We start from the raw sequence: 26806 nt of genomic DNA, 5'->3' as shown, positions 1-26806 counted from the left end.
GGTTCAGGTGATCTCGTCCCGAAATGGTACGGGGAGGGGGCACAAATGCGTTCGCCACCCGGCACCTGCGGGTGAGATCCTCGATCAGGTATGTCTACTTCCTTCGCCGCCCTGCAGACGCTTCTCGGTGAGATCTCCCTCCGTGACGCGCACCGCCTCGGCCGCCGCCTCGAAGGCGCCCGCCGCATCCGCAAGCCCGAGGCCAAGCAGGCCGTGCTCGACGAGATCGCCGCGGAGGCCGAGAAGGCCGCCGCGCGACTGGCCGGCCGTGCCTCGCGGATGCCGGAGGTCACGTATCCCGAGAACCTGCCCGTCAGCCAGAAGAAGGACGAGATCGCCGAGGCGATACGCGACCACCAGGTCGTGATCGTCGCCGGTGAGACCGGTTCCGGCAAGACCACGCAGATCCCCAAGATCTGCATGGAGCTGGGCCGCGGCGTCCGGGGCATGATCGGGCACACCCAGCCCCGCCGGATCGCCGCCCGCACCGTCGCGGAGCGGATCGCCGAGGAGCTCAAGTCCGAGATCGGCCAGACGGTCGGCTGGAAGGTCCGCTTCACCGACCAGGTGGACCAGGACGCGACCTTCGTGAAGCTGATGACCGACGGCATCCTGCTCGCCGAGATCCAGACGGACCGCGAGCTGCGCGCGTACGACACGATCATCATCGACGAGGCCCACGAGCGGTCCCTCAACATCGACTTCCTGCTGGGCTACCTCTCCCAGCTGCTGCCGAAGCGCCCCGACCTCAAGGTCGTGATCACCTCGGCGACCATCGACCCGGAGCGCTTCTCCCGCCACTTCGGCGAGGCCCCGATCGTCGAGGTCAGCGGCCGTACGTATCCGGTCGAGGTGCGCTACCGGCCCCTCCTCGAGGACGACAGCGAGGAGAGCGACCGCGACCAGATCACGGCGATCTGCGAGGCGGTGGACGAGCTCCAGTCCGAGGGGCCGGGCGACGTCCTGGTCTTCCTCTCCGGCGAGCGCGAGATCCGCGACACGGCGGACGCCCTCAACAAGCGGAACCTCCGGTTCACCGAGGTCCTCCCCCTCTATGCCCGCCTCTCGCACGCCGAGCAGCACCGCGTGTTCCAGCAGCACACGGGCAGGAGGATCGTTCTCGCGACCAACGTCGCCGAGACCTCCCTCACCGTCCCCGGCATCAAGTACGTGATCGACCCGGGCAATGCCCGGATCTCCCGCTACAGCCACCGCACCAAGGTCCAGCGCCTGCCCATCGAGCGGATCTCCCAGGCCAGCGCCAACCAGCGCAAGGGCCGCTGCGGCCGTACCAGCGACGGCATCTGCATCCGGCTCTACTCCGAGGACGACTTCAACGCCCGTCCCGAGTTCACGGACGCCGAGATCCTGCGCACGAACCTGGCCTCCGTCATCCTCCAGATGACCGCGGCCGGCCTCGGCGAGATCGAGAAGTTCCCCTTCATCGACCCGCCGGACCACCGCAACATCCGCGACGGCGTCCAGCTGCTCCAGGAGCTCGGCGCCTTCGACCCGACGGAGAAGGACCCCCGCAAGAAGCTGACGCCCATGGGCCGGCAGCTCTCCCAGCTGCCCGTGGACCCGCGCCTGGCCCGCATGGTCGTCGAGGCCGACAAGAACAACTGCGTCCGCGAGGTCATGGTCATCGCGGCGGCCCTGTCCATCCAGGACCCGCGCGAGCGGCCCTCGGACAAGCAGACGCAGGCCGACCAGAACCACGCCCGGTTCAAGGACGAGACGAGCGACTTCCTCTCGTTCCTGAACATGTGGCGCTACCTGCGCGAGCAGCAGAAGGAGCGCGGCTCGTCCTCGTTCCGCCGGATGTGCAAGCAGGAGTACCTGAACTTCCTGCGGATCCGCGAGTGGCAGGACATCTACTCGCAGCTGCGTACGGTCGCCAAGGGCATGGGCATCCACGTCAACGAGGCCGACGCGCCCGAGACGAGCGTGCACATCTCGCTGCTGGCCGGCCTGCTCTCGCACATCGGCCTCAAGGACACCGACAAGAACGAGTACCTGGGGGCCCGCTCCGCCAAGTTCGCGATCTTCCCCGGCTCGGCGCTCTTCAAGAAGCAGCCGAAGTTCCTGATGTCGGCCGAGCTGGTGGAGACCTCGCGGCTGTGGGCCCGGGTCAACGCCAAGGTGGAGCCCGAGTGGGTCGAGCCGCTGGCCCAGCACCTGATCAAGCGCACCTACAGCGAGCCGCACTGGGAGAAGGACCAGGCGGCCGTCATGGCGTACGAGAAGGTCACGCTGTACGGCGTGCCGATCGTCGCGCAGCGGAAGATCAACTACGGCCGGATCGACGCGGAGGTCTCGCGCGAGCTGTTCATCCGCAACGCGCTGGTCGAGGGCGACTGGCGGACCCACCACAAGTTCTACGCCGACAACCGAAAGCTCCTCACCGAGGTGGAGGAGCTGGAGAACCGGGCGCGGCGCCGCGACATCGTCGTGGACGACGAGACCCTCTTCGACTTCTACGACCAGCGGATCCCCGAGCACGTGGTCTCGGGCGCGCACTTCGACTCCTGGTGGAAGCACAAGAAGCGGGAGGAGCCCGAACTCCTCGACTTCGAGCGCGAGATGCTGCTCACGGAGAAGGCGGCCGGGGTCACCAAGGCCGACTATCCCGACTCCTGGCGGCAGGGGCAGCTCAAGTTCCGGGTGACCTACCAGTTCGAGCCGGGCGCGGACGCCGACGGCGTGACCGTCCACATCCCGCTCCAGGTGCTCAACCAGGTCACCGACGAGGGCTTCGACTGGCAGATCCCGGGCCTGCGGGCCGAGGTCGTCACCGAGCTGATCCGGTCCCTTCCGAAGCCGATCCGCCGGCACTACGTGCCCGCGCCGAACTTCGCGACCCGGTTCCTGGACACGGCCGTGCCCCTGCAGGAGCCGCTGCCCGTGACGCTGGCGCGCGAGCTCCAGCGGATGGTCGGGGTCCCGGTCTCCGCCGAGGACTTCGACCTGTCCCGGATCCCGGACCACCTGAAGATCACCTTCCGGATCGTCGACGAGCGCCGCAAGAACCTCGCCGAGGACAAGGACCTGGAGGCCCTGCGGCTGAAGCTGAAGCCGAAGGCCCGCCAGGCCCTCTCCAAGGCCGCCGCGGCCACCGCCGAGCGGGCGGGCGGGGAGTCGCTGGAGCGCACCGGGCTGACCGACTGGACGATCGGCACGCTGACCAAGGTCTTCGAGACCCGGCGGGCCGGCCAGCCGGTGAAGGCGTACCCGGCGCTGGTGGACGAGGGCGCGAGCGTCTCCGTACGGCTCTTCGACACGGAGGCCGAGCAGCAGCAGGCGATGTGGCTGGGCACCCGGCGCCTGATCCTGCTGAACATCCCGGTGAACCCGGCGAAGTTCGCTTCCGACCACCTGACCAACCAGCAGAAGCTGGCCCTGTCCCGCAATCCGCACGGCTCGATCCAGGCGCTGTTCGACGACTGCGCGACCGCCGCGACCGACAAGCTGATCGCCGACCACGGCGGCCCGGCCTGGGACGAGGCGGGCTTCCGCGCGCTCTACGAGGCCGTACGCGCAGACCTCGTGGACACGACCGTGCGGACGGTGGGCCAGGTGCAGCAGGTGCTGGCCGCCTGGCAGGCCTGTGAGCGCCGCCTGAAGGCCGTGAACAGCCTGGCCCTGGTGGCGAACGTGCAGGACGTGAAGACGCAGCTGGCGGCCCTCGTGCCCGCGGGCTTCGTGACGCTCACCGGCCTGCGGCGGCTCGCGGACCTGATGCGCTACCTGGTGGCGGTGGACCGGCGGCTCCAGCAGATGCCGACGGGCGCCCAGCGCGACACCACGCGCATGGAGAAGGTCCACGAGATGCAGGACGAGTACGCGTGGCTGCTGGAGCAGCTGCCGAAGGGTCGGCCGGTGCCGTCCGCGGTCACCGACATCCGCTGGATGATCGAGGAACTCCGGGTCAGCTACTTCGCGCACGCGCTCGGGACGGCGTACCCGGTCTCCGACAAGCGGATCGTGAAGGCGGTGGACGCGGCGGCCCCGGGGCCGGCCCGCTGATCGGGTTCGACTGCACCCCCTGAGCTGGGGTACAGTCTGATTCGCAGCCGCCGAGCGGCCGCAAATCAAGGACCTGTGGAGCAGTTGGTTAGCTCGCCACCCTGTCAAGGTGGAGGTCGCGGGTTCAAGTCCCGTCAGGTTCGCAACAACATCAGGGCCCGTATCCCCAGGGATACGGGCCCTGATGCGTTGTCCGCAGCCTCCGCGCTTCTCCGCACCCTCCACGCCTCCACGCCTCTCCGGCCCACCCGCCGCCCCTCCGCGCCCCCTTGGGAGCCCCCAGCGGCCGTCCAGAGGGCCTGCGGGAGACTCCCGGGGTTTGCCTCGGACCCGCCCGGGCAACCGCCACGGAAATCCCCCATCCGCATGAGGCGCTCTGCGACGCACGTCCCCTTACGGGTGCATTGCCGGTTGTACAAGAGTGACAACCTGTGACGGGAGTCACCACATGAGTTTTTGAGACTCGCACATTTATCGCACCCATACGCGTGCTCGATTTAATATGTGCAATGGCACCTACCCCGCCGGCGCCCCGCATCAGCCCGAATCCACCCGTCCCCGGGCATAAAAAAGATCGCGCTGGACCCGGCGGAGTCCAGCGCGATCGAACGCCGAGAACCTGTTGGGGCAGGTCCGAGCGTTTGAAGCCATGTGGGTTTCATCGGATTGGGGGACCCGATTCAAGCCCGGTAAAGCGGGGTGCTTACGTGCTTGCGCGACCTCAGGCCTCGCTGCGCTGCTGCGGAATTCCCGCGAGCAGTGCGCGAACCTCGGCCTCGCGGTATCGGCGGTGTCCACCCAGGGTGCGGATGGACGTGAGCTTGCCAGCCTTGGCCCAGCGGGTGACCGTCTTCGGGTCCACGCGGAACATCGTGGCAACCTCAGCCGGGGTCAGCAGCGGCTCGGCATCAGGGGTGCGAGCGGTCATGAGCGGCCTCCTCGGGAGAACCGAACCATCTCGGTTCTTTCCTCTAAATTCTGCACCTTGGCCCGCGTTGCCCGAAATGGACATACGCGGGCCGAGTCGGTTATAGGACGAACGGCTTGTCCTCGGCACTACAACTACACCATCCGTCCAGCCTCGACGGCCAAACCGATGGAATTGCCCTCCGAGGTGTTCATCAGCGGCGGAAGCCGATGGACCGTCCCATAACGGACAGTCACCCCACTGTGACGATCAGTCACAGAGTGATCAGGAGTCGTCAGGACCCCCCGTAGAGCGCAATGCCGAGCATTCCGCCCTTAGTTGGGCGGAAGGAACCCTCCCCGGACTCCTTGTCCTATTTTGGCACGAGGGTAGGGGAAGGGCGCAAGGGTGTAGTTAGTGCGGTCCGTCACGCTTGGGCCAATGGCCCGTATCGGGACGTAGGTCCTGGAACTAAGACCTGAATGTGGTGATCACGCCTCCGATCAGCCACTTGTGGCTGATCGACCGATACGCACGGTACGCGACGCCCTCGCCGCCGCCGTCGGCCCCCGCCGCCGGTCAGTTCGCGAACAGTCTCTCCCGGACCTCCCGCCAGCGCTCCGCCAGCTCCTCGTACGCCTCCGCCGCCCCGGCCTCGTCCCCGGCCCGCAGCGCCGCGATCCCCGCCGCCACGTCCCGGGCCGAGCGGTCGGAGCGCAGCCGGTCCGCCGGCAGCGCGTGCACCAGGCCCCCGTAGTCCAGCTCGACCATCGAGCGCGGGTGGAACTCCTCCAGCCAGCTGCCGACCTCCACCAGCCCGTCCGCGAGCCCCCCGTACCCGTCGGCCTCCCGCAGCGTCCGCAGTCCTCGCGCGAGCCGCCGCCGGGCCTGCACCATCGGGGTGCGGTAGCGCAGCCGCTCGCCCGGCAGGTACTCCCGCTCGTCGTCGGCCACCAGCACGAACCAGCGCAGTGGCACCTGCCACACCGCGGTACGGATCCACGGGCGCGCATCCGGATTCCGCTCGCGCCAGCGCTCGTACTCCTCGGCCGCCCGCCGCCTCGCCGCCGGCGGGAGCGCCGCGTCCAGCACCGGGAGGGGGAACTGGTCCGCCAGCTCCTGGAGCGCCAGCCAGCCGCGCAGTCTGGTCCGCCACGGGCAGACCAGCAGCACCCCGTCCACCTCCGCCGTGAACGCGTCCGCGCTCTCGTGCGCCGGCACCCCGACCACCGGGACCCGGACCAAGTCGGAGAGGGAGCGTCGCAGTTCGTCCTGGGCGGTCGGGACCACCCCGCGCCGGGCGTACGCGGCCCAGTGCGCGCGCTCCGGCTCCGCAAAAGCCGCCAGGGGCTCGTAGACGCGCAGGTAGGAGGCGTACGGGACGGTCGGCGCCGAGCGCGCCGAGGGCAGCCTGGGGTCGGAGGTTTCGCTCACGCTCTCGTACTCCCCCGCACCGCCCGGCGATACTCCGCCGGGCGTCCGCCGGACCTCCAGGTCCGGCCGCCCATACTCCGGGAGTGTTTCGATCTACGGACAGGTCGACTGCACACGCCCTGCAGGTCTTACGCTGCTCCCAGCGCGCCCTCCCCCACCCGCAGGGCGGGCGTCATTCCGCCGCATCTCTTCCATGGGAGTCACCACCGTGACCGAAATGACCGACGGCGTCCTGCACACCCTGTTCCGTTCGGAACAGGGCGGCCACGAGCAAGTCGTGCTGTGCCAGGACCGAGCCTCCGGCCTGAAGGCCGTCATCGCGATCCACTCCACCGCCCTGGGCCCCGCCCTCGGCGGTACGCGCTTCCACGCGTACGCCTCCGACGAGGAGGCCGTCATGGACGCGCTCAACCTCTCGCGCGGCATGTCCTACAAGAACGCCATGGCCGGTCTCGACCTCGGCGGCGGCAAGGCCGTGATCATCGGGGACCCGGACGTCCTGAAGTCCGAGGAACTGCTGCTGGCCTACGGCCGGTTCGTGGAGTCCCTCGGCGGCCGCTACGTGACGGCCTGCGACGTCGGCACGTACGTCGCGGACATGGACGTCGTGGCCCGCGAGACCCGCTGGGCGACCGGCCGCTCCCCCGAGAACGGCGGCGCCGGCGACTCCTCGGTCCTCACCGCGTTCGGTGTCTTCCAGGGCATGCGGGCCAGCGCCCAGCACCTGTGGGGCGACCCGACCCTGCGCGGCCGCAAGGTCGCCGTGGCCGGAGTCGGCAAGGTCGGCCACTACCTCGTCGAGCACCTCCTGGAGGACGGCGCCGAGGTCGTGATCACGGACGTCCGCGAGGAGTCGGTGCGCCGGATCCTCGACAAGCACCCGCAGGTCACCGCCGTGGCGGACACCAATGCCCTGATCCGCACCGAGGGCCTGGACATCTACGCCCCCTGCGCACTCGGCGGCGCGCTGAACGACGAGTCGGTACCCGCCCTGACCGCCAAGGTCGTGTGCGGCGCCGCGAACAACCAGCTCGCCCACCCGGGTGTGGAGAAGGACCTCGCGGACCGCGGGATCCTCTACGCGCCCGACTACGTGGTGAACGCGGGCGGGGTCATCCAGGTCGCCGACGAGCTGCACGGCTTCGACTTCGACCGCTGCAAGGTCAAGGCCGCGAAGATCTTCGACACCACCCTGGCCATATTTGCTCGCGCGAAGACGGACGGGATCCCGCCGGCCGCGGCGGCCGACCGGATCGCCGAGCAGCGGATGGCGGACGCCCGCGCCGCGAAGGCCGCGAAGGGCTCGGCCCCCGCCCTGTAGGCACCTGCGTGCGCCCGCCGGGGTTGCGGCGAGACGGAACTCACTGCACTTCGGCGGGTCGCCCGCCAGGAAAGGGTTAAAATCGCAGCTGACCAGCGAGGACGGGGCGCCTCATTGGTCCTGCACCGGGGCACGTCATGCGGGCGGCGTACCGTATGGCCGCGGAAGCAGGTACCGTTAAACCCCTACGGACGGTCTCTCCACGGAGAGCCCGCTCCGAACCATGAACGCGTGTCAGACTCTGGGGCCGTCGAGCCCCGTCACCGAGGGGGTCGAGCCATGGGGCGCGGCCGGGCCAAGGCCAAGCAGACAAAGGTCGCCCGCCAGCTGAAGTACAACAGCGGCGGGACTGACCTCTCGCGTCTGGCCAATGAGCTGGGCGCATCGCCGACGGAACCGCTGCTGCCTGTCAGCGAGCCGGTCGAAGTCGATGACGATCTGGACGACGACGACCCGTACGCCAAGTACGCGGATCTGTACAACAGCGATGACGACGACGACGAGGACGAAGGGTCCGGACCGTCGGCACAGCGCCGCGGCGCTTGACGCTCTTATGCGTCTCCTTCGCGTCTGCACCACGCAGGTGGCGGCCAGTCAGTGACTGACCCCGGCTGAGCAACACAAGAACCCGGTCCAGGGCCTCGCCCCGGACCGGGTTTCGGTGTTGGTCGCCGTTGTCCCGGCTGGTCAGCTCGCGTATGCGCCGGTCAGGGTCGCACCCTCGGTGTGCGCGCCGCGGTCCAGGATCTCTCCCGCGACCCAGGCGTCCACGCCCCGGTCGCCGAGCGCGGTCAGCGCCACGTCCACCGACTCCTGCGGGACCACGGCCATCATGCCGACGCCCATGTTCAGGGTCTTCTCCAGCTCCAGCTGCTCGACCTGGCCGGCCTTGCCGACGAGGTCGAAGATCGCGCCCGGGGTCCAGGTCGAACGGTCGACCGTGGCGTGAAGGTGGTCCGGGATGACCCGGGCCAGGTTCGCCGCGAGTCCGCCGCCGGTGATGTGCGAGTACGCGTGCACCTCGGCCGTACGGGTGAGGGCCATGCAGTCCAGCGAGTAGATCTTGGTCGGCTCCAGGAGCTCCTCGCCCAGGGTCCGGCCGAGCTCCTCGATGTGCTGCTCGAGGGACATCTTGGCGCGGTCGAAGAGGACGTGCCGGACCAGCGAGTACCCGTTCGAGTGAAGGCCGGAGGACGCCATCGCGATGACGGCGTCACCCGTACGGATGCGATCCGCGCCGAGCAGGCGGTCGTACTCGACGACACCGGTGCCGGCGCCCGCCACGTCGAAGTCGTCCGGGCCGAGCAGACCCGGGTGCTCGGCGGTCTCGCCGCCCACCAGGGCGCAGCCTGCGAGGACGCAGCCCTCGGCGATGCCCTTGACGATCGCCGCGACACGCTCCGGGTGGACCTTGCCCACACAGATGTAGTCGGTCATGAAGAGCGGCTCGGCGCCGCAGACGACGATGTCGTCCATGACCATCGCGACGAGGTCGTGGCCGATGGTGTCGTACACGCCCAGCTGGCGGGCGATGTCCACCTTCGTGCCGACCCCGTCGGTCGCGGAGGCCAGCAGCGGGCGCTCGTAGCGCTTGAGGGCGGAGGCGTCGAAGAGGCCGGCGAACCCGCCGAGGCCGCCGAGGACCTCGGGGCGCTGCGTCTTCTTCACCCACTCCTTCATCAGCTCGACGGCGCGGTCTCCCGCTTCGATGTCCACGCCTGCGGCTGCGTAGCTGGCACCGGTGGTCTTCTCTGTCATGACAGGGAGAGCTTTCGTGTCGTTACTGCTTGTGGTGCCGGGCCCTGGGAGAAGCTTGAAAGACAGGGCCCGGCGCAGGTGGAGCAGGGGTTGCGGGACGCGGCGCTACGGACGCCGGAGCGCGTCGGCGGCGTCGGTGCCGCCCGCGAGCTCGGACTCCAGGAGCTGCTTGCCCAGGAGCTGCGGGTCGGGCAGCTCCATGGGGTACTCGCCGTCGAAGCAGGCACGGCAGAGGTTGGGCTTCTGGATGGTCGTCGCCTCGATCATCGCGTCGAGCGAGATGTACGAGAGCGAGTCCGCGCCCAGCGACGTGGCGATCTCGTCGACCGTCATGCCGTTGGCGATCAGCTCGGCCCGGGTGGCGAAGTCGATGCCGAAGAAGCACGGCCACTTCACCGGCGGGGAGGAGATCCGGATGTGGACCTCGGCCGCGCCGGCCTCGCGGAGCATCTTGACCAGGGCGCGCTGCGTGTTGCCGCGGACGATCGAGTCGTCCACGACCACCAGGCGCTTGCCCCGGATGACTTCCTTGAGGGGGTTGAGCTTCAGGCGGATGCCCAGCTGGCGGATCGTCTGCGAGGGCTGGATGAAGGTCCGGCCCACGTAGGCGTTCTTGACCAGGCCGGAGCCGTACGGGATCCCGCTGGCTTCGGCGTAGCCGACGGCGGCGGGCGTGCCGGACTCCGGCGTCGCTATCACCAGGTCGGCGTCGACCGGGGCTTCCTTGGCCAGGCGCCGGCCCATCTCGACACGCGAGAGGTAGACGTTCCGGCCGGCGATGTCGGTGTCCGGGCGCGCCAGGTAGACGTACTCGAAGACACAGCCCTTGGGCTTTGCTTCCGCGAAGCGGGAGGTGCGCAGGCCGTTCTCGTCGATCGCGATGAGCTCGCCCGGCTCGACCTCGCGGACGAAGCTGGCGCCGCAGATGTCGAGGGCGGCGGTCTCACTGGCGACCACCCAGCCGCGCTCCAGGCGGCCGAGGACCAGCGGGCGGATGCCCTGCGGGTCACGGGCGGTGTAGAGGGTTCCCTCGTCCATGAACACGAGCGAGAACGCACCCTTGACCTTCGGGAGGACCTTGGTGGCCGACTCCTCGATCGTCAGGGGCTTGCCGTCGTCGTCCGTCTGGCCGGCCAGCAGGGCGGTGACCAGGTCGGTGTCATTGGTGGCCGCCACCTGGGTGGCACGGCCGTCCTGACGGGGGAGGTCGGCGACCATTTCGGCGAGCTCGGCGGTGTTCACCAGGTTGCCGTTGTGACCCAGGGCAATGGAGCCGTGGGCGGTCGCGCGGAAAGTGGGCTGCGCGTTCTCCCAGACGGAGGCTCCGGTGGTCGAGTAGCGGGCGTGACCGACCGCGATATGACCCTGGAGCGAGCCGAGAGAGGTTTCGTCGAAGACTTGGGAAACGAGGCCCATGTCCTTGAAGACGAGGATCTGGGAACCGTTGCTCACAGCGATTCCCGCGGACTCTTGTCCACGGTGCTGCAACGCATACAGTCCGAAGTAGGTGAGCTTGGCGACCTCTTCACCCGGAGCCCAGACACCGAAGACGCCGCAAGCGTCCTGGGGGCCCTTTTCGCCGGGGAGCAGGTCGTGGTTGAGTCGTCCATCACCACGAGGCACGCTTCCGAGTGTAGGCGAGATCGACCACTGGTCCGAATTGGGGACGCCCGGGAAATCTCACAGCACAGAGGGTGACCGGACGGCTCCGTCTCGGTATTCGGATCACCTTGTTGACATCTACGAGGGCATTCGTACAGGCTCTCGGCCCATGCAGCCTCTCGGTGACCGTTCCGTCACCCTCGTCGAGCGCCGCCACGTAGACCTGGTCCGTGTCGCGAGCGCCATCTGTCGCTGTTCCGCGTAGCCGCAACTCTCCTTTCCCTTTTCTTTTTTCCGCTCCGGCCGCCCCTGCCCCGCCGTGCCGCGCGCCGTCCTGCGCGCCCGCCTGGCCGGGTGGCCGAGCCGTGCCCTGGAGTACTTGTGCCTTCGAACGACAACAACCTGTCCCGGCGTGCCTTCGGCAGCGCCGTCGGCGTGACCGCGGCCGCGGCGGCGGTGGGGCTGGGCGCCGCCCCGGCCGGGGCGGCCCAGGCGACCGCCGGGCCGCAGGAGCGGGAGTTCCGCGCCGCCCGCGGCCGGCATTCCCGGCGGCCCAACATCCTGTTCATCCTGGGCGACGACCTCGGCTGGGCCGACCTGTCCTCGTACGGCTCCCCGCACATCAAGACCCCGAACCTGGACCGGCTGGCCCGCCAGGGAGTCCGCTTCACCGATGCCTACTCCGGCTCCGCCACTTGCTCACCGACGCGGTTCAGCCTGTACACGGGCCGCTACCCGGGCCGTGTGGAGGGCGGGCTCGCCGAGCCCATCGCCGACAGGAGCGTCGGCCTGGAGCCCACCCACCCGACGCTGGCCTCGCTGCTGCGCGACGCGGGTTACGCGACCGCGCTGATCGGCAAATGGCACTGCGGCTACCTGCCCGACCACAGCCCGACCAAGTCGGGCTGGGACGAGTTCTTCGGCAACTTCGGCGGGGCCCTGGAGTACTACTCCAAACTGGGCCTCGGCGGCGAGTACGACCTCTACGAAGGCGACGCCGCCTACAAGGACCTGCGCTACTACACGCGGATCATCACCGAGCGGGCCGCCGAGTACGTCTCCCGCGACCACGGCGGCAGGCCGTGGCTGCTCAACCTCAACTTCACCACCCCGCACTGGCCGTGGATCGCCGACGGGGACACCGAGGCGAGCGCCGAGGTCGAGCGCCGGATCAAGGCGGGCGACGCCCGGGCGCTGTGGCACCAGGACGGCGGCTCCGTCGAGAAGTACCGGCAGATGGTCGAGGACCTCGACCGCTCGGTCGGCGAGGTGCTCAAGGCGCTCGAGCGCTCGGGGCAGGCGGACGACACCCTGATCGTCTTCTCCAGCGACAACGGCGGCGAGCGGTTCTCGTACAACTGGCCGCTCTCCGGCAACAAGGCCTCCCTCCAGGAAGGCGGGATCCGGGTGCCGAACATCGTGCGCTGGCCGGCCCGGATCGACGGCGGCCAGGTCAGCCGGGTCCCGGTCTTCACCCCCGACTGGACGGCGACCCTGCTGGAGCTGGCCGGAGCCCGGCCGCACCCGGCCTACCCGCTGGACGGGGCCGGCCTGGCCGGGTACCTGCTGCGCGGCGAGAAGATCGCCGAGCGGAACCTGTTCTGGCGGGTCCGCGGCGAGCGGGCCCTGCGGCGGGGGGACTGGAAGTACTACCGCGGCAAGACGGGCAAGGACCAGCTGTTCAACCTGGCCGTGGATGCCCGCGAACAGGCCGACAAGGCGGCCCTGGAACCGGCCCGGCTCGCGGAGCTGCGCGCGGCCTGGGAGAAGACGGACGCGGGTCTGCTGCCCTACCCGGTCTGACGTCCCGGGGGCCGGGTGCGGCGGGTCGTTCCGCTCATTCCACGGTCGAGGCGGCCCTCGCGGTCAGGCCCTTGCCGTCGGGCGCGGTGAGGGTGAGGTTCCGGCCCTCGATGTGCCAGGTGAGCGGGGAGGCGGCGAAGAGCTCGGTCAGCGTCCGCTCGACCTCGCCCACCGGGCCCTCGCAGGCCATCCGGGTCGTGGTCAGCGGCCCGAAGGTGAGCTGGGCTCCGTCGCCGCTGGCCTGGGCGCTGAAGCGGTTGCAGCCGAGGCTGCCGCTCGCGGCGAGGTCGGCGGTCAGCCGGAACCGTGTCTTGCCCGCGGCCTCGGTGGGCAGCGGGGACACGCTGTCGCCGCTGATCAGGGACTCGACGATCCACTCGGTGTCCGTGATGCGGGAGTCCGGGACCGGGGGCTTCGTGCTCATCGCGATCGTGCTCCCGTCGGCGGTCTTCAGGGTGAGCCGGTCGGGCCCCCGGTCCATGGTCAGCCGGCCCCTGAAGAGTTTGGCGAACTCCTTCTCGAACTCCATGTCCGCGCAGGACGTGAGGGTCGTGGGGCCGGGGGTGACCGTCACCGCGGAGGTGCCGGCGAAGGCGACCGCCGCCTTGAAGCCGTTGCAGCCGTAGTTGCCCGTGGCCTCCTTCTCCGCGAGGTCCAGGCGGGCGTTGTCGGGCGCGTGCAGGGTGCGGCCGCCGGTGGTCAGGGACTCGACGGCCCAGGAACCCTTGATGTCCGGAAGCACGCGGGTCTCGCTCTCCCCGCCCTGGCTGCAGGCGGTGAGGACGAGCGCGAGGGCCGATGCGACGGCCAGGCCGGTGGGGACGTGCCGATGGGTACCCATGTTCCTGGGACGGGCGGGTCCGGCGTGCGGTTCCGCCCTCACCGCATCACCGGCAGCAGCGCCGACAGGTCGGCCCGCTCCCCGCTGGCCCTGACCTGCGCGTCCTCCACCGACGTGGCCCAGTCCGTACGCCCGGTGGCCAGCCGGATCCAGGTCAGCGGGTCCGTCTCGACCACGTTCGGCGGGGTACCGCGGGTGTGGCGGGGGCCCTCGATGCACTGGACCACCGCGAACGGGGGGATCCGTACCTCCACCGAGGCGCCCGGGGCCTTGACCGCGAGGGCGTCGGCGAGCAGCCGGGTGCAGGCGGCCAGGGCCTGCCGCTCGATCGGGATGTCCACCCCGGCGGCCCGGGCCAGGTCGTCGGTGTGTACCACCAGTTCGACGGTCCGGGTGACGAGGAAGTCGGCCAGGGTCATGTCCCCGATCCACAGGTCGAGCACCCGGCTGCCGGGGTTCGCGGCCAGCGCCTCGGCCATGCGGGCGGCGGCCCGCTCGTACAGCTCGGGCAGCGGGGCGCCCTCGAGGGTCTCCTTGGCCGCCTCGGCGATCTTCCCGGCGAGGGAGGCGGTGGCGAAGGGCCATTCGACGGCCGTCAGTTCCGGCACGGCGGCGGGGGGCCGGGCCAGGCCGCTCGCGAGCGAGTCCGCGATCCACGCGATGTGCGCGGCGAGGTCGGCGACGGTCCAGTCCGCGAGGCCGCTGGCCCGCGCGAGCTGCTCGTCGTCCAACCCCCGTACGGCATCGGCCACATGCCCGAACTGCGCGGTGACCGCGGTACGGATCTTGGCGGGGTCGTAGGTACGCGGCTTCTTCTTCCCGGGCGGCATGTCCCGACCCTACGCCGCCGCATGGCAGGGGGTCGCATGTCATGGGGGTCGGCGGACGCAGCTCGGCGGTCACGGCTCGGCGGTCACGGCTCGGCGGTCACGGCTCGACCGCCACCGCTCAGCGGACGGCCGCCGTCAGGTCCGCCGGTACGTCGGGCAGCTCGGTCGCGCAGCCCAGCGTCGCGGCAGCGCGCAGGGCGGCTTCCCGGGCCAGCGCAGCCAGGTCCCGGGCATCGGCGTGGTCCGTGCGCTCGAACTCGGAGGTGGCCGTGACCTTCAAGGACGTCACCCCGGTGCCCGAGACGGGCGCGGCGCACTTCGCCGTCACCGCCACGGTGCGGCCGTCGGCGTGTTCGAACCGGCTGTCGCCAGGGACGGTCCCGGTGGAGGTGGTCAGGGTGAGCGAGAAGTACGCGTACATCTCCTCCTGGCCCTCGAAGGTCCCGGCCCGGCGCAGCGTGCACAGGTGCTCACCCCGGTCGGCGGCATCCACCTTGTCCGCGTGGCCGCCGAGCCGCATCACCCGCTCCGGGTCCACCAGGCCCTGGCAGGCCTCCACGATCTCCGCGCGACTGTCGGCGCGGTCCTGGCGAGTCCGGTTCCAGTCGTACAGGGCCCAGCCGCCCAGTCCGAGGGCCGCCGCGAGGGCGATGGACAGGAACGCCCTGCCGCGGGTCACGGGGTGGCCGCCGCAAGGATCGCGAACAACGGGACCACCCGGGCGCCGGGAACTTCGTGGCGGCCCCGACCGGTCGTGTGCAGCCAGCCCGCGGCGGCCAGTTGCCGCAAGTGGTGGTAGACCTGCCCGCTGGTGCCGACTCCCTCGAGCTCGGTCAGCTCGGCGGCCGTCCGCCGGCCGGCCAGGATCTCCCGCAGCAGGTGGAGCCGTACGGGGCTGCCGAGCGCGGCCAGCGACTCGGCGGCGAGCTGCTCCCCGTACGCGGGGTCGAGCAGGTCCACGGTCGGGGCGGATTGCTGCCACTCGTAGCGCTCGCCCGTCGGGAGGCTGACGGCGCCTGTGAACAGCACTCCTTCGGGGCCGCGCGCCTTCCAGCCCTCCAGTGCCCAGTAGTCCCCTTCGGCCGGGGCGGGTTCCCGGCGCGGGTCGTGTTCTTCCAGCGCGGCCAGCCGTCGTTCCAGCTCGGCGACGCGTGCTTCGAGCTTCGGATCCGATTCCCGTTCCATACGGCAAAGTTACGACATTACGTAATCACGTACAAGAGGGCCGGGACCCGAACGCCCGAGCCCCCGCCCGGAAGACCGGACGGGGGCTCGGAAAAACGCGGGATCAGGCCAGCAGGGCCGGGATCGTCGCCTCGTGGGCGGTACGGAGTTCCGCGAGCGGGATCGTGAACTCGCCCTGGATCTCGATCTCCTCGCCGTCCACCACGCCGATGCGGGTGGCCGGCAGGCCCCGCGCACCGCACATGTCGGTGAAGCGGAGCTCCTCGCTGCGCGGGACGGCCACGATGGCCCGGCCCGCGGACTCGGAGAACAGGAAGGTGAACGCGTCCAGACCCTCCGGCACCACGACCCGCGCACCGTTGCCGCCGCGCAGGCAGGACTCGGTGAGCGCCTGGATCACGCCGCCGTCGGACAGGTCGTGCGCCGCGTCGACCATGCCGTCGCGCGAGGCGGAGATCAGGATCTCGGCGAGCAGCTTCTCGCGGCCCAGGTCCACCTTGGGCGGCATGCCGCCGAGGTGGTCGTGCACGACCTGGGACCAGGCCGAGCCGCCGAACTCCTCGGCCGTGTCGCCCAGCAGGTACAGCAGCTGCCCGGCCTCCGCGAACGCCATCGGCGTACGGCGGTTGACGTCGTCGATCACACCGAGGACCGCCACGACCGGGGTCGGGTGGATCGCGATGTCGCCCGTCTGGTTGTACAGCGAGACGTTGCCGCCGGTCACCGGGGTGCCCAGCTCCAGGCAGCCGTCCGCCAGACCACGGCAGGCCTCGGCGAACTGCCACATGACGTCCGGGTCCTCGGGGGAACCGAAGTTCAGGCAGTCGGAGATGGCCAGCGGCTTGGCGCCGGTCGCCGCCACGTTGCGGTACGACTCCGCCAGCGCCAGCTGCGCGCCCGTGTACGGGTCGAGCTTCGCGAAGCGGCCGTTGCCGTCGGTCGCCATGGCCACACCGAGGTTGGACTCCTCGTCGATGCGGACCATGCCGGCGTCCTCGGGCTGCGAGAGCACCGTGTTGCCCTGCACGAAGCGGTCGTACTGGTCCGTGACCCAGGACTTCGAGGCCTGGTTCGGGGACGAGACCAGCGCCAGGACCTGCGCGCGGAGTTCTTCCGAGGTCTGCGGGCGGGGCAGCTTGCCGGCGTCGTCCGCCTGCAGCGCGTCCTGCCAGGACGGGCGGGCGAAGGGCCGGTTGTAGACCGGGCCCTCGTGGGCGACGGTGCCCGGGGGCACGTCCACGATCTGCTCGCCGTGCCAGAAGATCTCCAGGCGCTCGCCTTCGGTCACCTCACCGATGACGGTGGCGATGACGTCCCACTTCTCGCAGATCTCCATGAAGCGGTCGACGTACTGCGGCTCGACGATCGCGCACATGCGTTCCTGCGACTCGCTCATGAGGATTTCCTCGGGCGAGAGCGTCGCGTCGCGCAGCGGGACGGTGTCCAGCTCGACGCGCATGCCGCCGGAACCGGCGGAGGCCAGCTCGGACGTGGCGCAGGAGAGCCCGGCGCCGCCGAGGTCCTGGATGCCCGCGACCAGCTTCTCCTTGAAGATCTCCAGGGTGCACTCGATGAGGAGCTTCTCCTGGAAGGGGTCGCCTACCTGGACGGCGGGGCGCTTGGTGGGCTTGGAGTCGTCGAACGTCTCCGAGGCCAGCACGGACACGCCGCCGATGCCGTCGCCGCCGGTGCGGGCGCCGTACAGGATGACCTTGTTGCCGGGGCCGGAGGCCTTGGCGAGGTGGATGTCCTCGTGCTTCATGACGCCGATGCAGCCGGCGTTGACCAGCGGGTTGCCCTGGTAGCAGGCGTCGAAGACGACCTCGCCGCCGATGTTCGGCAGGCCCAGGCAGTTGCCGTAGCCGCCGATGCCCGCGACCACGCCCGGCAGGACGCGCTTGGTGTCGGGGTGGTCGGCCGCACCGAAGCGCAGCGGGTCCACGACCGCGACCGGGCGGGCGCCCATCGCGAGGATGTCGCGGACGATGCCGCCGATGCCGGTGGCCGCGCCCTGGTAGGGCTCGATGTACGACGGGTGGTTGTGCGACTCGACCTTGAAGGTGACCGCGTAGCCCTGGCCCACGTCGACGACGCCGGCGTTCTCGCCGATGCCGACGAGCATGGCGTCGTTCTGGGGGACCTTCTCGCCGAACTGCTTCAGGTGGACCTTGCTGCTCTTGTACGAGCAGTGCTCGGACCACATGACGGAGTACATGGCGAGCTCGGCGCCCGTGGGGCGGCGGCCGAGGATCTCCCGGATGCGCGCGTACTCGTCCTCCTTGAGGCCGAGTTCCTTCCAGGGCTGGGAGGCGTCCGGGGTTTCGGTGGCGTTCTTGACCGTGTCGAGGCTCATGCGGAGACCAGCTTCTTCAGGACCGACGTGAAGAACGGGAGGCCGTCGGTGCGGCCCGTCCCGATCAGCGGCTCCACCGCGTGCTCGGGGTGCGGCATGAGGCCGACGACGTTGCCCGCGGCGTTGGTGATGCCGGCGATGTCGCGGAGCGACCCGTTCGGGTTCATGTCGACGTAGCGGAAGGCCACGCGGCCTTCGGCCTCGAGCTCGTCGAGCACGCGCTCGTCGGCGACGTACCGGCCGTCCATGTTCTTGAGCGGTACGGAGATCTCCTGGCCGGCGGTGTAGTCGCCGGTCCACGCGGTCTCCGCGTTCTCCACCCGCAGCGTCTGGTCGCGGCAGATGAAGTGCAGGTGGTTGTTCCGGAGCATCGCCCCCGGCAGCAGGTGGGCCTCGGTGAGGATCTGGAAGCCGTTGCAGATGCCCAGGACGGGCATGCCGCCCTTGGCCTGCTCGATGATGGTCTCCATCACCGGCGAGAACCGGGAGATGGCTCCGGCGCGCAGGTAGTCCCCGTAGGAGAAGCCGCCCGCGAGGACGACCGCGTCGACCTGGTGCAGGTCCTTGTCGCGGTGCCACAGCGATACGGGCTCGGCCCCGGCGAGGCGGACGGCGCGCAGCGAGTCACGGTCGTCGAGCGTTCCGGGGAACGTGACGACTCCGATGCGAGTGGTCACCGTCAGGCCTCGACCTTCACGGTGAAGTCTTCGATGACGGTGTTGGCGAGGAACGTTTCGGCCATCTTGTGGATGCGGTCGAGGGCGGCCTGGTCGACCGGTCCCTCCACCTCGAGCTCGAAGCGCTTCCCCTGGCGGACGTCGGCGATCCCCTCGAAGCCAAGGCGCGGCAGTGCACGCTGCACCGCCTGGCCCTGAGGGTCGAGGATCTCCGGCTTGAGCATGACGTCGACTACGACGCGTGCCACTGGCACTCCCGATGGGTGGTTGGTGCGAAGGCGGTTCCCTCAGCGTACCCGTCCGAAATTTCTACGCGGGTAGATATCCTTCGACCGTGATCGTCCGCCGGTTTCGGCTTCACCAACGCTTCGCAAAATCCACCGGAAAACCACGTACCCGGGATTGCGGCAGGACACGCGGAGACAATTAACTGGGCTTCGCAATGCAATGGGAATCGCGGTACAAAGGATTCCACCGGGTCGGTGACATTTGTCGCCTCTCAACCCGGGTCGGAAAGTTGCATTGCTCCGAAACATCCACACAGGCGACATCACCGCACGTCCAACGCGTGGGTGGCGTCGCACGAAGGGACCGATATCCGTGGCGCAGCGCGTAGTAGTCACGATCTCCGACGACATCGACGGCGGAGAAGCGGCGGAAACGGTCACGTTCGGCCTGGACGGTAAGTCGTACGAGATCGACCTCAATCTGGCCAACGCAAAGAAACTACGGAAGAGCCTCGAGCCCTTCGTGGCCGCCGGCCGCCGCCAGGCCCGCTCCGGGAAGGCGTACAAGCACACCTCCCTGGCCCCGGACCCGGCGGTCGTACGCGCCTGGGCCCGGTCCAACGACCTCGACGTGCCGCCGCGCGGCCGGATCCCGAAGCGGGTCTACGCGGCGTACAACGAGGCCCACTGAGGCCCACGGGGTCGACCGGGGCCGACCGACCGGGGCCGACCGGGGCCGACCGGGGCCCGCTAACGAGGCTCGGAGGGGGCCGATTTGCCATCCACCCCCTCCGGTCCGCTAGTGTGTGGATCACGCCGAGGGGCCAGACCGCAGGTCAAACCCCGAAGGTCGTGCGGGTGTAGTTCAGTAGCAGAACATCCTCCTTCCAGGGGGAAGGCGCAGTGTGCGATCCCTGTCACCCGCTCTGCACGCTTTACCGGCCACTCCGGTGGATCAGGTAGAGTGATGCACGCATCGCCCGGCATTCGTGTCGTGGCAAGCATGCGGACGTAGCTCAGTTGGTAGAGCACCACCTTGCCAAGGTGGATGTCGCGCGTTCGAGTCGCGTCGTCCGCTCAGCGTGCAAAGGCCCTGATCATTGATCAGGGCCTTTGTCGTATGCCTTGCGTGCAATCGGCTCGTGCTGACAAATGTCATCGGGGGAGATGACGGCGCACACTGATGCCGGCCGCGGGCTGCCGCGAGGCTGGAGTCGTGCACGGCGGTGACCGCCGGAGGGTGATCGGGGGACGGGGACTGTGTCAAAGCTGACCGGGTGGTGGCGAAACCGCAGCAGTGCAGCGAAGGTCGAGCTCTACACCCGCTGGTCGTTCCACTTCTTCATGGTCCTCGAAGGATTCTCGGTCCTCGTCGGCCTCGTCGGCCTCGCCCCCGAGAGCCACGGAGCCGTCATCGGCGCCGCCCTGCTGCTGCCCGTGTGCGCGCAGGTCGCCCTGTGCGGAATGCTGTCTTCCAGGGCGCTGGACTGGGTGCTCGGCCGGCGCGAGCGGCCCGTCCGCCTGGCGGTGGCCCTCACCGCGCTGACCACGGCCGCGTCGGTCGCCGTACTGGTCCTGCGCTCCACCGGCACCATCGGCCAAGAGGGCGTGGCCCCCACCCTCGTCGTCAACATGGTCGCGTTCGCATCGGGTTCGCTGACGCTGTGCCTGAGCCGCACCAGACACATGGTCTGCGTGGCCCCGGGCGCGGGAGCCGCGACCGCGGCCGTGGCCCTGGCGGTGGGCCACCCCGTCGGGGAGGCGGCCGGCTACGGGTTCGGCATCATGCTCACCTGCGCCCTGCTGACCCTCGCCTGCGGTTTCTCCTCCTGGCTGCTGAAGACGGTGTACGAGCTCGACGGGGCCCGGGAGCTCCAGGCCCAGCTGGCCGTCGCCGAGGAGCGGCTGCGCTTCGGGCGGGACCTGCACGACGTGATGGGCCGCAATCTGGCGGTGATCGCGCTCAAGAGCGAGCTGGCGGTCCAGCTGGCCCGCCGCGAACGCCCGGAGGCCGTGGACCAGATGATCGAGGTCCAGCGGATCGCCCAGGAATCACAGCGCGAGGTACGGGACGTCGTACGCGGCTACCGCGAGGCGGATCTCACGGCGGAGCTGGAGGGCGCCCGCGGGGTGCTCAGCGCAGCCGGGATGGACTGCCGCGTCGAGGTCGAGGCAGGCCGCACGCTGCGCCCCGAGGTGCAGTCGACGCTGGGCTGGGTGGTCCGGGAGGCGACCACGAACGTCCTGCGGCACGGGGACGCCCGCAGCTGTGTGATCCGGCTGACGGCGCCCGACGAGGGCGCGCTGACGCTGGTGGTGGAGAACGACGGGGCCCCCGAGGCGCCGGCCGGACCGCCGGGATCCGGGCTCGCAGGGCTGCGGGAACGGCTCGCGGTGCTGGACGGCACCTTGGAGGCGGGCCCGGTCGACGGCGGCCGGTTCCGGCTGCGGGCTCGGATCCCGGGCGGACAACTGCGAGGACTGGAGGTGCGGGCGTGAGTCCCGTACGCGTACTGCTGGCCGACGACGAGCACCTGATCCGCGGCGCGCTCGCCGCGCTGTTGGCCCTGGAGGACGATCTGCTGGTCGTCGCGGAGGCGGCCTCGGGGCCGGAGGCCCTGGCGATGGCGCGCGCCCACCGGCCGGACGTGGCGGTGCTCGACCTGCAGATGCCGGGGGCGGACGGTGTGAGTGTGGCCACATCGCTGCGGGCCGAACTCCCCGACTGCAAGACCATGATCGTGACGAGCCACGGGCGTCCCGGTCACCTGAAGCGGGCCCTCGCGGCAGGGGTGCGGGCCTTCGCGCCGAAGACGGTTTCGGCCCAGCGGCTGGCCGAGCTGATCCGGACCGTGCACGCCGGAGGGCGTTATGTGGACCCGGAGTTGGCGGCCGACGCGATCAGCGCGGGGGACTCCCCGCTGACCGCGCGCGAGGCCGAGGTGCTCGAACTCGCGGGGGACGGGGCGCCGGTCGCGGAGATCGCGGAGCGGGCCTCGCTGTCCCAGGGGACCGTACGGAACTACCTGTCGTCGGCGGCCTCGAAGCTCGGTGCGGAGAACCGGCACACGGCAGTGCGTCTCGCACGCGAGCGAGGTTGGGTATAGTAGTTCTCGCGTTACGGCGCACCTGCGGACATAGCTCAGTTGGTAGAGCACCACCTTGCCAAGGTGGATGTCGCGCGTTCGAGTCGCGTTGTCCGCTCCATCGAGGAAGCCCCCGGTCATCTGACCGGGGGCTTCTTCGTGTCTCAGGCCCAGGTGAGGCCGGTGAGGCGCTCGTACGCCTCGATGTACTTGCCGGTGGTCTGCTCGACGACCTCCTGCGGGAGGGCCGGCGGCGGGAGTTCGCCCTTGCGGTCCCAGCCGGAGGCCGGGGAGGACAGCCAGTTGCGGACGAACTGCTTGTCGTACGAGGGCTGCGTGCGGCCCGGCTCCCACTGGTCGGCCGGCCAGAAGCGGGAGGAGTCCGGGGTCAGCACCTCGTCGCCGGCGACGAGCGTGCCGTCCTTGTCGAAGCCGAACTCGAACTTGGTGTCGGCCAGGATGATCCCGCGCTCGCGGGCGATGTCCCGGGCCCGGCCGTACACGGCGAGGGTGGTCTGGCGCAGCAGCGCCGCCGTCTCGGCGCCGGTGGTGCGCGCGACCTCCTCGTACGAGACGTTCTCGTCGTGCTCGCCGACCTCGGCCTTGGCGGCCGGGGTGAAGATCGGGGCGGGCAGCTCGGAGCCGTCCACGAGCCCCTCGGGGAGGGCCAGTCCGCAGACCGTACGGGTCTGTTCGTACTCGGCGAGGCCGGAGCCGGTGAGGTAGCCGCGGGCCACGCACTCCACCGGGACCATCTCGAGGCTCTTGCAGATCAGGGTGCGGCCGGCCCAGTCGGCGGGGGCGCCTTCGGGCAGCTCGGTGCCGATCACGTGGTTCGGGACGAGGTCCGCGAGCTGGTCGAACCACCACAGGGACAGCTGGGTCAGGACGCGGCCCTTGTCCGGGATCTCGGTGGGGAGCACCCAGTCGTACGCGGACATCCGGTCGCTGGCGACCATGACGAGGTTGCCGTCGCCGTCCCGGTAGAGGTCGCGCACCTTGCCGGTGTGGAGGTGGACGAGGCCGGGCACCTGAACCGGCTCGGGCTTTTCGACGAATCCGGACACGGGGTCTCCCTGTGGTTCTGTACGAGCGCAGCCCCATTCTCCCGTACCGGCTCGCAATCAGGGACAACGGGTCCGGCTCGGTCAGTCCCGCTTGCAGATCCGGTCGAGGAGGTTGGCGGTGGCCCGCTGGATCCGTTCGTCGACATGGCCGGGGCGGTCGAGGGCCGGGGACCAGGCGAACGTGCCGGACGCGAAGACCAGCGCGCCGCTCGGGGCCCGGTACAGGGAAGTCTCCTGGTGGCGCTTGGCGCCCTCGCTGTCGAGGTACGGGGAGTGCGCGAGCAGGATCCGGTCCTGGTGCTCGGGGAGCTGGGTGCGCGGGAAGTACCGGTCGGCCTCGCCGGCGACCATGCCGGGGAGCTCGTCGTTCTCGGCGGCGCCGGTGGAGTCCCAGAGCCAGTGCGTGGCATTGCGCACGATCAGGGGCGCGGGCTCGGGGACCCGCCCTGCGTACTGGATGCCGAGCAGCTGCTGCTCCGGGCGGTCGATCTCGCGCCAGAGGCTGGGGCGGCCGGGGCCGCGGCGTTTTCGGCAGGTGAGCAGCCGGTCCTCGACCCCGGAGGGGGAGGGGCCCAGCTCGACCTGCCAGTACATGGTGTTGGCGGAGAGGAAGACGAGCGAGGTGCCGTGGTCGCGGGCGCGCTCGACGGTGCGGCGCATGGGGCCCGACCAGTACTCGTCGTGGCCGGGGAAGACCAGGCCGCGGTAGCGGGTGGGGTCGACGCGGCCGGCGTGCAGGTCGCGGGTGTCGGCGTAGGCGATGTCGTAGCCGTAGCGCTCGGCCCAGCGGATGAAGTCGTAGGCGTGGCCCACGTGCAGGGGCAGGCCGGCGCCGGCGTAGGGCCGGTCGAAGGAGACGGTGACGGCCGCGTCCCGCTCGCCGAGCAGCCGGCCCTCGTCGTCCCAGGCGTGGTAGAGGCTCGCGCCGGTCCGCCCGTCCTCGGGGTAGAGGTTGTAGGCCTGCCAGGTGATGTCCGGCAGCAGCAGGAGGAGGTCCGCGGGGTGGTCGTCGCGGACGGTGAACGGGATGTGGGACCGGTAGCCGTCGGCGGTGGTGAGGACGGCGACGTACGCGCCGACGCTCCAGTAGGCGGGGACCTGGAGCCGCCAGGAGAGCCACCAGTGGTGGCAGGAGACGGTGCGGTCGGCGGTGAGCGGGGCCGGCTGGACGATGCCGGAGAGCCGCGGGCTGGTGGTGATCTTGGATGCGCCGTCGCCGCCGTAGTGGCCGATGCGGTAGACGTCGACGGAGAACTGCTGGGGCGGGTCCACGGTGATGTGGAAGTCGATGGCCTCGCCGGGTGCGACGGCGCCGGTGGAGGCGAAGCCCTTGATCTGCCGGTGCACGTCGTCGGCGGTGCGCGGGCCGCCGTTGCTGCGGGCGCGGGGGTTCTGGCCGGGGGCCAGGGCCGGGTCCACGTACCAGGGCACGACGTGCCCGGTGTCGTCGAAGTACAGCTCGCTGCCCCGGAACCACGGCAGCGGCCCCTGGCCGAAGGGATCGGTCACCGCGTGCGCGAGCGCCCCTGACTCCCATCGCCGGATCTGGTCCGCACCCATACCCGCTCCCCTCCCTCGCTCCCCCGAACGGTCTCTGCTTCACGCCGATGCGGCACGGTCTCAGGACAACGAACCGCTACCGGTCCCAGCACATCACATAACGCACTCATTCCGTCACCGTTCGCCACAACCGGAGCCACCATCCGGAGCCACATCCGGAGCCACATCCGGAGCCACGGAGTGCCCAGCGGGCGGGGCACGCGCGCCGGGGCGGGCGCGGTCACACCAGGCGGACCGGCTTTTCCGGGCGGACGCCGAGGGCGGCGAGCCAGTCGCGCAGGGGTTCTGCGTCGCCGTCCTCCACCAGGCTCAGCACCCGGGGGGCCAGGTCCGCGCGGCGTTCGCCGCCGACCAGGAGCACGGGGCCGTCCAGCCAGTCCAGTCCGGGCGCTGCGTCGGCCGAGTCCACGGCCGCGGCGCACACCATCGCCGTCACGTGGTCGGCGAGCAGGTCCCGCCCGCTGCGGGGCGGCTGGAGCGGGAACAGCGGTACGGCGTCCGCCCCGCGCGCCACCCCGGCACCGGCCCCGGCGCCCGCGGAACGTTCCTCCCTGGCCAGGTCACCGCTGAGCAGTCCGGCCAGGGCCTCCCCGGCGGCGCCCTCGCCGGCCGCGTCCGCGAGATGGCCGAGCACCCGGTCCAGCGTCGGCCCCTGCGCGGCCGGCACGGAGAGGGCGTCCAGCGCCGCATGCAGCCGGGCGGCCTCGGTCCGCCATTTGCGGTCCACGACCTCCTCGGGGTAGGCCGCCCAGTCCACCGGCGACCAGTCCGGCCCGGCCTCGGCCGGACCACCGTGGAAGAGCCGCGCGGCCAGCAGCGAAGCCGCCTCGTCGACCACCCCCGGCCGCTCGAGCAGATCGCACGCGGGCCGCTCGCCCAGCCGCGAGGTGAACCCCTCGGCCAACCGGTCCCGCCGGGACAGCTCGGTCAGCGCCGAGACGACCCCTGCGTCGAGGTGGGCCGGCCAACGGCCCATCCGCCACGCGGGCAGCGCGACCCGGGTCAGCAGCCGGTCCCAGCCCGCGTAGGCGAGGCCGACCTGCTCCTGGGCGACGATGCGCAGCCCGTAATCCACACCCTGTGCACGGTCAGAGGCGGCGGCGGCCACTCCGCGCTCCATCTCGGCGGCATCCGCCTGGCACAGCCTCAGCAGCAGCCGGGCCGGCCTGCCGATCCAGCCGAGGCCGGGCCGGCTGCCCACGTCCACCGCGGCATCGAGCCCGCGGACGAACCCCCGGGCATCGGCTATGTCCGGATGCGCGGAAGGGCCCGTACCGGCGACGACCGGCGCCAGGACCGCCCGCAGCTCGGCGACCCGCATCCACCACAGGAACGGCGAGCCGATCACCAGCACGGGAGCCGCACCCGCCTCCGACTCACGACCGCCGGATATGCCGCCGCGGCGGTGCGCCGCATGCGTGCGGTCCTCCAGCCAGCTGTCGCAGTCCGGCGTCAGGGCTATCGCCGAGGGCGCGGGCACGTCCATCCGGTCGGCCAGATCCCGCACCAGCCGGTACAGGTCGGGCGCGGCGGTCTCCGGCAGCGGCACCGTCGGCGTCACGGCCGGGCTCGCCCGCAGGACCACCGCGGCGAACACCCCGCCGACGAGCAGCACCAGCACGGCGACCACGCACACGAGGAGGGTCACCAGGGGCCACGGATCCCCGGCCAGCCGGCCCGTCATACGGGCGCTCAGCAGCACCACCGCGAGGGCGGCGGGGAACACCCCGAGGGCCAGCGCCCGGCTGCGCACACGCAGCACGGCCAGCGCCCGGGAGCGCGCGGACGGCGCGCCCACTTCCACGATCGAACCGGTTCCGGACACGGCCGGACCTCACCCCCTCTGCCCTGCGGCGGTTTCGCTCACTCCCCCACTGTGACACCCGCCACTGACATCGCAATGCCGGTGGGCCATGTGCCGGAATGCTTGCGCCGCACCCTAGTTGGGGACCGTTCGACAGTCAGCCGGTCCGGGTGACCATCACCCGATGGAATGGCTTTGGGCAAAGGTGGCTGCGTTCGAACGCGGCCGGATGCACTCGCACGCGAACACGCGCGCGGGGGGGGGGGGGGGGGGGGGGGGACCGGGGCCTCGTTGCTGACTCCTCCCTTTTTCCGAGCGTTTGTTG

The 26806-nt window shown here is 70.6% G+C and carries 22 protein-coding genes and 4 tRNA genes; 12 read left to right on the top strand and 14 right to left on the bottom strand.

The window, feature by feature from the left end; all coding sequences use genetic code 11:
• The first annotated feature begins 90 nt into the window (after positions 1-90).
• Both hrpA and ACZ49B_RS16685 read left to right on the top strand, forming a co-directional pair.
• A complete protein-coding gene (hrpA, locus tag ACZ49B_RS16690) occupies positions 91-4026 on the top strand; it encodes an ATP-dependent RNA helicase HrpA (RefSeq protein ID WP_468306024.1) in 3936 nt (1311 codons plus the stop codon).
• A 69-nt stretch (positions 4027-4095) separates the two neighbouring features.
• A tRNA-Asp gene (locus ACZ49B_RS16685) sits at positions 4096-4169 on the top strand.
• A gap of 578 nt (positions 4170-4747) precedes the next feature.
• On the opposite strand, the gene bldC is transcribed toward ACZ49B_RS16685, so the two are convergent.
• Together bldC and ACZ49B_RS16675 are read right to left on the bottom strand one after the other, a co-directional pair.
• Complete coding sequence (gene bldC / locus ACZ49B_RS16680) at positions 4748-4954, bottom strand: developmental transcriptional regulator BldC (protein ID WP_003949541.1); 207 nt, start codon at positions 4952-4954, stop codon at positions 4748-4750.
• Between the two features lie 558 nt (positions 4955-5512).
• A complete protein-coding gene (locus ACZ49B_RS16675) occupies positions 5513-6367 on the bottom strand; it encodes a DUF8083 family protein (protein WP_468306022.1) in 855 nt (284 codons plus the stop codon).
• 193 nt (positions 6368-6560) lie between these two features.
• On the opposite strand from ACZ49B_RS16675, the gene ACZ49B_RS16670 reads away from it, so the two are divergent.
• Positions 6561-7688, top strand: coding sequence for a Leu/Phe/Val dehydrogenase (locus ACZ49B_RS16670; RefSeq protein WP_468306020.1), 1128 nt, complete (start codon positions 6561-6563; stop codon positions 7686-7688).
• A 279-nt stretch (positions 7689-7967) separates the two neighbouring features.
• Positions 7968-8234 (top strand): DUF3073 domain-containing protein, encoded by a 267-nt coding sequence (locus tag ACZ49B_RS16665; RefSeq protein WP_468306018.1) that lies wholly within the window; start codon positions 7968-7970, stop codon positions 8232-8234.
• Positions 8235-8375: 141 nt separating this feature from the next.
• Here ACZ49B_RS16665 and purM read toward each other — a convergent pair whose 3' ends face one another.
• Positions 8376-9446 (bottom strand): phosphoribosylformylglycinamidine cyclo-ligase, encoded by a 1071-nt coding sequence (gene purM, locus ACZ49B_RS16660; protein ID WP_468306015.1) that lies wholly within the window; start codon positions 9444-9446, stop codon positions 8376-8378.
• Between the two features lie 105 nt (positions 9447-9551).
• A complete protein-coding gene (gene purF / locus ACZ49B_RS16655; protein WP_030292355.1) occupies positions 9552-11069 on the bottom strand; it encodes an amidophosphoribosyltransferase in 1518 nt (505 codons plus the stop codon).
• Positions 11070-11217: 148 nt separating this feature from the next.
• Here purF and ACZ49B_RS16650 point away from each other — a divergent pair, with 148 nt between their 5' ends.
• A complete protein-coding gene (locus ACZ49B_RS16650) occupies positions 11218-11313 on the top strand; it encodes a putative leader peptide (protein WP_350325720.1) in 96 nt (31 codons plus the stop codon).
• 116 nt (positions 11314-11429) lie between these two features.
• Entirely contained in the window at positions 11430-12851 is a 1422-nt protein-coding gene (locus ACZ49B_RS16645) for a sulfatase-like hydrolase/transferase (RefSeq protein ID WP_468306012.1), read from the top strand.
• A gap of 34 nt (positions 12852-12885) precedes the next feature.
• Here ACZ49B_RS16645 and ACZ49B_RS16640 read toward each other — a convergent pair whose 3' ends face one another.
• From ACZ49B_RS16640 to purS, 7 genes are all read right to left on the bottom strand, one after another.
• Positions 12886-13692 (bottom strand): META domain-containing protein, encoded by an 807-nt coding sequence (locus ACZ49B_RS16640; RefSeq protein WP_468306010.1) that lies wholly within the window; start codon positions 13690-13692, stop codon positions 12886-12888.
• Between the two features lie 38 nt (positions 13693-13730).
• Positions 13731-14522, bottom strand: a complete 792-nt coding sequence (locus tag ACZ49B_RS16635; protein ID WP_468306007.1) for a maleylpyruvate isomerase family mycothiol-dependent enzyme — start codon at positions 14520-14522, stop codon at positions 13731-13733.
• Between the two features lie 118 nt (positions 14523-14640).
• Complete coding sequence (locus ACZ49B_RS16630; protein ID WP_468306004.1) at positions 14641-15201, bottom strand: hypothetical protein; 561 nt, start codon at positions 15199-15201, stop codon at positions 14641-14643.
• The gene (locus tag ACZ49B_RS16625) at positions 15198-15707 is read right to left on the bottom strand and encodes an ArsR/SmtB family transcription factor (RefSeq protein WP_468306002.1); all 510 of its coding nucleotides are present in this window, start codon (positions 15705-15707) and stop codon (positions 15198-15200) included. Before ACZ49B_RS16625 ends, ACZ49B_RS16630 begins: the two co-directional genes overlap by 4 nt.
• Positions 15708-15810: 103 nt before the next feature.
• Positions 15811-18060: a phosphoribosylformylglycinamidine synthase subunit PurL gene (gene purL / locus ACZ49B_RS16620; protein ID WP_468305999.1), complete on the bottom strand. Its 2250-nt coding sequence runs from the start codon at positions 18058-18060 to the stop codon at positions 15811-15813.
• The gene (purQ, locus tag ACZ49B_RS16615; protein WP_468305996.1) at positions 18057-18737 is read right to left on the bottom strand and encodes a phosphoribosylformylglycinamidine synthase subunit PurQ; all 681 of its coding nucleotides are present in this window, start codon (positions 18735-18737) and stop codon (positions 18057-18059) included. Before purQ ends, purL begins: the two co-directional genes overlap by 4 nt.
• Positions 18738-18739: 2 nt before the next feature.
• On the bottom strand, positions 18740-18991 hold the full coding sequence (gene purS / locus ACZ49B_RS16610) for a phosphoribosylformylglycinamidine synthase subunit PurS (protein ID WP_008740952.1): 252 nt from the start codon (positions 18989-18991) through the stop codon (positions 18740-18742).
• Positions 18992-19337: 346 nt separating this feature from the next.
• Here purS and ACZ49B_RS16605 point away from each other — a divergent pair, with 346 nt between their 5' ends.
• The 6 genes from ACZ49B_RS16605 (at position 19338) to ACZ49B_RS16580 (ending at position 22171) form a co-directional block, all read left to right on the top strand.
• Positions 19338-19655, top strand: a complete 318-nt coding sequence (locus ACZ49B_RS16605) for a histone-like nucleoid-structuring protein Lsr2 (protein ID WP_266665870.1) — start codon at positions 19338-19340, stop codon at positions 19653-19655.
• 163 nt (positions 19656-19818) lie between these two features.
• Positions 19819-19890, top strand: a tRNA-Gly gene (locus tag ACZ49B_RS16600).
• Between the two features lie 79 nt (positions 19891-19969).
• Positions 19970-20042, top strand: a tRNA-Gly gene (locus ACZ49B_RS16595).
• A gap of 182 nt (positions 20043-20224) precedes the next feature.
• Positions 20225-21463 carry a sensor histidine kinase gene (locus ACZ49B_RS16590; protein WP_468305992.1) on the top strand — a complete coding sequence of 413 codons (1239 nt, stop codon included), beginning with the start codon at positions 20225-20227 and terminating at the stop codon, positions 21461-21463.
• Positions 21460-22071: a response regulator transcription factor gene (locus tag ACZ49B_RS16585; RefSeq protein ID WP_266627837.1), complete on the top strand. Its 612-nt coding sequence runs from the start codon at positions 21460-21462 to the stop codon at positions 22069-22071. Before ACZ49B_RS16590 ends, ACZ49B_RS16585 begins: the two co-directional genes overlap by 4 nt.
• A gap of 24 nt (positions 22072-22095) precedes the next feature.
• Positions 22096-22171 (top strand) — tRNA-Gly (locus ACZ49B_RS16580).
• 43 nt (positions 22172-22214) lie between these two features.
• Here the strand turns inward: ACZ49B_RS16580 and ACZ49B_RS16575 are convergent.
• The 3 genes from ACZ49B_RS16575 to ACZ49B_RS16565 form a co-directional block, all read right to left on the bottom strand.
• Entirely contained in the window at positions 22215-23117 is a 903-nt protein-coding gene (locus ACZ49B_RS16575; RefSeq protein WP_468305989.1) for a phosphoribosylaminoimidazolesuccinocarboxamide synthase, read from the bottom strand.
• An 81-nt stretch (positions 23118-23198) separates the two neighbouring features.
• Entirely contained in the window at positions 23199-24677 is a 1479-nt protein-coding gene (locus ACZ49B_RS16570) for a N,N-dimethylformamidase beta subunit family domain-containing protein (RefSeq protein ID WP_468305987.1), read from the bottom strand.
• Between the two features lie 220 nt (positions 24678-24897).
• The gene (locus tag ACZ49B_RS16565) at positions 24898-26502 is read right to left on the bottom strand and encodes a hypothetical protein (protein WP_468305984.1); all 1605 of its coding nucleotides are present in this window, start codon (positions 26500-26502) and stop codon (positions 24898-24900) included.
• Positions 26503-26806 lie beyond the last annotated feature (304 nt).

This window comes from Streptomyces sp. NPDC031132, assembly GCF_055570595.1.
This window is presented reverse-complemented; position numbering and strand designations above follow the sequence as displayed.